The sequence below is a fragment of the Caldisericota bacterium genome, from assembly GCA_034717215.1.
Classification (GTDB): Bacteria; Caldisericota; Caldisericia; order Caldisericales; family Caldisericaceae; genus UBA646.
The window spans coordinates 1-4,829 of record JAYELD010000151.1; the positions used below are offsets into that span (position 1 = coordinate 1).

General features: G+C 35.9%; 4 protein-coding genes. 1 reads left to right on the forward strand and 3 read right to left on the reverse strand.

All coding sequences use genetic code 11. From position 1 onward, the window contains the following. Positions 1-377, forward strand: a 377-nt coding sequence (locus U9Q18_06295; GenBank protein ID MEA3313967.1) for a M48 family metallopeptidase, incomplete at its 5' end; no start/stop codon positions are given. Positions 378-1,194: 817 nt separating this feature from the next. Here U9Q18_06295 and U9Q18_06300 read toward each other — a convergent pair. The 3 genes from U9Q18_06300 to U9Q18_06310 all read right to left on the reverse strand — a co-directional run. Then, positions 1,195-1,593, reverse strand: coding sequence for a hypothetical protein (locus U9Q18_06300; protein MEA3313968.1), 399 nt, complete (start codon positions 1,591-1,593; stop codon positions 1,195-1,197). Beyond that, on the reverse strand, positions 1,580-2,371 hold the full coding sequence (locus tag U9Q18_06305) for a DUF4065 domain-containing protein (protein ID MEA3313969.1): 792 nt from the start codon (positions 2,369-2,371) through the stop codon (positions 1,580-1,582). The genes U9Q18_06300 and U9Q18_06305 overlap by 14 nt, the downstream gene beginning before the upstream one ends. Positions 2,372-2,612: 241 nt before the next feature. After that, the coding region (locus U9Q18_06310) for a stalk domain-containing protein (protein ID MEA3313970.1) at positions 2,613-4,829 on the reverse strand (2,217 nt) is incomplete at its 5' end.

The following is a 4,829-nucleotide window of genomic DNA, read 5'->3' on the forward strand; positions in this document are numbered from 1 at the left end:
CTTTTTATCTTTCAAAGGAAGCGCTACCAAATACAAGAGAAGTTTTTATTGATTGGTACAAAAAAATGTCCCGGGAGAAAATCGTAGAACGAGTAGACTGGCATGCTCAGAAAAAAAATTTTAAATACAATAAGGTGAAGATCAACGGCGCACAAAAAAGATGGGGCTCGTGCTCTTCAAATAAAAATCTGAATTTTTCGTGGCGTCTCATTATGACTCCGATACCTGTTATAGATTATGTTATCATTCACGAGCTTGTCCACCTTGAAGAGAAAAACCACAAAAAAGCATTTTGGGACAAAGTTAAAATGCTGATGCCTGATTACAAAAACCATCAGGAGTGGCTGAAGAAGAACAACTACCTTTTGAGGTTATAATAGAAAAGCAACCGGCGAACTCTCCTCACAAAAAAATTAAATAAAACAGAAAAGCGCGCTATATCTACCTTTTTAATACACAAGAACGCCTGATAAACACTGCATTTGTGGCATATCAACGGAGATACCCTTAGAAGTCCCTACATTGAACGATTAACAAAAAAGGGGGATTTATCTCTCAAACTACTGTCATAGCTCTTAAAACGCACGGAAATGCTATTAAATAATCCTGCGTTTTGCAGTGTTTTTAGGGGCTCCACGAAGGAATGCGAGTTTCTTAAGGGTATTTTTGCAGACGGTATAATCAAGAAACCCTTTATTTAAGCCAAAGTCGTTTTCAAAATACCCCCTGGAAAAAGTGCAATTTAAGAAAAGTGCCAAAAAATGGCTTAATTTCGTAGAAACATCCCCAAAACATAGCGTTTATCAATGTTTTCTTCAAAATTGAGGGAGTGCATACTCTTTAGTCGGGGGACACATTCCCTCTGGACTCCTTTAAAGACAAAAGATAAAAGCAAAAAACGAGATTCCGGATCGAGTCCGGAATGACAAAGAAAAAAACGTAATGACGAAGACAGGATTCACTTGGCGTAATGCATACCAAGGAAAAGAGCAGTCGCAGGGTAATTCTCTTCTGTCTCTGCGAGGAATATAATGACGAAGCAGTGACATAGTAAAATTTCTCTTTCCATTTATTATTTCTTTAAAACAATTGTTTGTTGTTAAGGCAGAGATTGCTTTACCTGCTTTCGCAGGACTTGCCGTAATGCGTGCCAAGTTTTATTTCAGGGTCTTCTCCTAAGTTTTCCTCAATTACCTACTTCTTTTTTAATTTTTCCATTATCTCTTTGCAGTATCGTTTAATGCGCTCTTTGTCCTCATTGTCCTTATCTCCCTTGAAATAGATTTCAATAAGCTCAACTCTGTCTTTATCTTCATAGTATGCATAAATAAGTCTTAACCCGGTATGAACACCTTTCCCTTTTATGGAGCGGGATGTAAACTTTTTTACCTTATAGATTTTTTGAGGACATTGGACGCCTAAATCAGATATTGGAAAGATACCTCTATTATCAATACCTATTTTATGATATAGTTTAACCTGAGACTTAATGAGATTATCAAGGTCTTCTTGAATTGTTTTAAATCTTTTTGCAAGCTTTTTTAAATCTTTTTCAAACTCTGGTAAACATGTTACTTTTTTAAATGTCTTCACCGTTGTATTCTCTCACTGAATATGGCGCTGTTCTGTAAAATACAGATTCATATTCAATTGATTTTCCATCTTCTGCTGCAAGCCAGGGTACATCGTTATGTGAATATTCACTTATCTGCGTAGCATTCATATCAGAAAACCGCTCTAAAACACAATCAATTACTTCTTTTTCATGTGCTTTGAGCTTAGAAAGATCAGGACGCCTCAAAGGAAGATACTTTATCTGCGGATAATTAAAATATTTGCTCTTGACAATTTCTATCTCCTTATTTTTTATCATGCACCTGACAATCTTTAAAAACTCTACAGGAGTTGGCCCATGACAGTTTTTTATGTATGTTGCTCCAATTAATTGCTCTTCATACTTTTCATAAAAGTTAAAATCAATGAAGTAGAGAAGTTTATATAACACCGTTTCCCCTATATTTGGTTTTGCACCAACTTTGTTTAAAATATAGAGTAGCACTTCTTTAAATTTTTCTATATTCTGTTGAGGAACACTTATTCTAATTTCTTTTTCTTCTTTCTTGCTTTTTCCTTTTTCCAAAATCACTTTAATGCTTTTCCCCTGATTGAGCATATCATCCGATGAAACATTAAATATATCTGAGAGCTTTTTTAACTCCTCTGCAGTAATTTTTCTCTCCCCATTTTCTATTTGTGATATGGTAGAACGAGAAATTCCCAAAAGCTTTGCAATCTCTTGTTGACTGAGCCCCGTCTCTCCTCTCAACATTTTGACCCTTTTGGCAAGTTTTTTGTTAATTGTTTTATCCATTCTATTCACCTTCCAAAGATATTATACCAATGTAAAAATTCCTGTCAAGAGGTTGTTAGATTTTATTACAACAGGAAATTTTTGGTGCTAATCTTATTGCTATAAAAACAGCAGATCTCCTCTTATACTCTAATTATCTCCAAATTATTTGGGGAGTTTTTGAATAATATTTTTGAAGTTAACCATAAAAAAGGGCAGGTATACATCTGCCCTTTTCAAAAATTTATTTCTTTTTAATTTATCATCCGCCGTACGCAATTGTTATTGTTCTTGTGTCGTTGTCCCAGCTAACGATACAGCCGAGAGATTCAGCGACAAACCTTAAGGGAAGCATTGTCCTGTCATTTACAATAATTGGTTTTACATTATGGTTATCTGAATCAATGTATACCATAGTGCCGTTTACTCTTGCCCTTGGATTATCTATCCATAATTCTATCGTTGTGGTTTCAAAATTAATCGTGACTTTTCTTGTCTCACTTTCCCAGCTGATTGTTCCACCAAGTGCTTCAACAATTGCTCTGATTGGAACGACCGTTCTTGACCACTCAGGAATGATAACGGGCTTTGTGCCTCTGCCCGGGTCTATCTCCTTGGAAACACTGTTCACGGTCATATATGAATTGTCCGGTTGAAGTGTAATAATAGTTTCCTGAGCAGACGGTGTATATGTTACAGAGATTGTTTTGGTTGCGGTATTACCTTTTTTATCCGTTGCAATTATTGTTATTGTATTTATTCCTTTTATAAGATTAATTGTTTTACTAAATGAACCGTTAGAAGAGAGAGAAACTTCACTGCCGTTTACTATTACCTTATCTATGCCTGATTCGTCTGTTACTGTACCAGTTAACACAACAAGATTAGTGCCGATTGTTGAGTGATTTGAAGGAGAAGAAACAGTTATTTCTGGAGGAGCTGTATCTATATGCGGAACAACACTAATCATATTTGAAACGAAATAGTTTGGAGGAGTTTTGTCGTCAAAGCTCTTCACAAAATAGTAGTAATTTACGCCATTTTGCACATTATTGTCTAAGTAATTATTGTTCCCAGCATCAAACTCTTTGATAAGTTCCCATTCTGTGTCATTCTGCGCACTCCGGTAGATTTCATATCCGCTTACTTTTGCCGTGTCAGGAAATTCATCCCAGTGTAAAAACACAGACAATTCTTCACATTCCGCTGAGAACACATTTTTTTTCCATTGGAACAAACCATCCCAGGAAGCAACAATTATGGTATCGCTACAAATAGATAGATCAAGAATTCTTGATGAAGAAAGAACGCTTCCAAGAGGCTTCCACTCCTCACCTTTGTTGGAAGAGAAGTATATGCCAAATGAGGTAGTACAATACATTATACCGCTACTAAAATTATATTTTATACCGGTAATATTGAGATTTCCTAAGTCATTATTTTTTTCTTCCCACACAAGCCCACCGTCTTCAGAATAGAGCAAACCTAATACCCAGGTACCGATAAATAGCTCCTGCTGGTCAGAAAAAATCGAAGTGATATCTGTACCGGGCGTACCTGGTATTTTTTCCCAGGTTTCCCCGGTATCTCCTGAAACGAACAACCCACCGTCTTCCGAAAAATCTGTCCCGGCAAATATTTTTTCACCGGAAACATATAAACTGAATATATTTCCTTGCACCTGCCCTTCTCCCACTCTCACAAAACCAACATTATCCACTCGGTATACTCCACTACTGCTCCCTACGAAAAGTGATTTATCCGATTTTGCCAATGCATATATGTGTTTGTTGATGCCTAATGGCTTCCACTCATTATTTATTTGGACAAAAACATCATTATTGCTTCCCACGTATATTTTTGAATTAAATTCTATAAGGCAATTTATATTTTCGTCTGAAAGTCCTACAACAAAAAATTGTCCTTTTTCATTTTTTTTCATTACGCCATAGTTTGTACCAGTTAAAACAATATCACCACTGCATAAAACGCAATTAAACAGAAGAGTATCAATATTAAAACCTTCTTTCAGGGAATTAACTGTTTTTCCGGTATCCGTGCTTTTTAAAATAGAATTTTCTGACCCGATAAACATCACCTTTTTATTATTTGGATCAATTATAAAAGAGAGGACATCTGGCAAACTACTGAAACCTACCGGCACACTCCAATTGATTAAGTCCCCAGAATAATAGATACCGGAGCTAGAGGCCGTAAGATAGACTCCATCATCCGCAGGAACAATCGCATCTACCACTATGTTACTAAATTCATGTATTTTAGTAAATATCAGTCCATCTTCACTTTTTTTCAATTCAGTGTTGATAGAAGTGCCTTCGCTGATGCTATAGTGAGGTACCCATTCTATTGCAAGAATAGTTTCATTTAATTCTACTATACATACAACGTTACTTCCCTTAAATGCCATATTTTCTACTACCTGGTCGTTATTCTGAATAGAGAATAGTCCATTGATAGT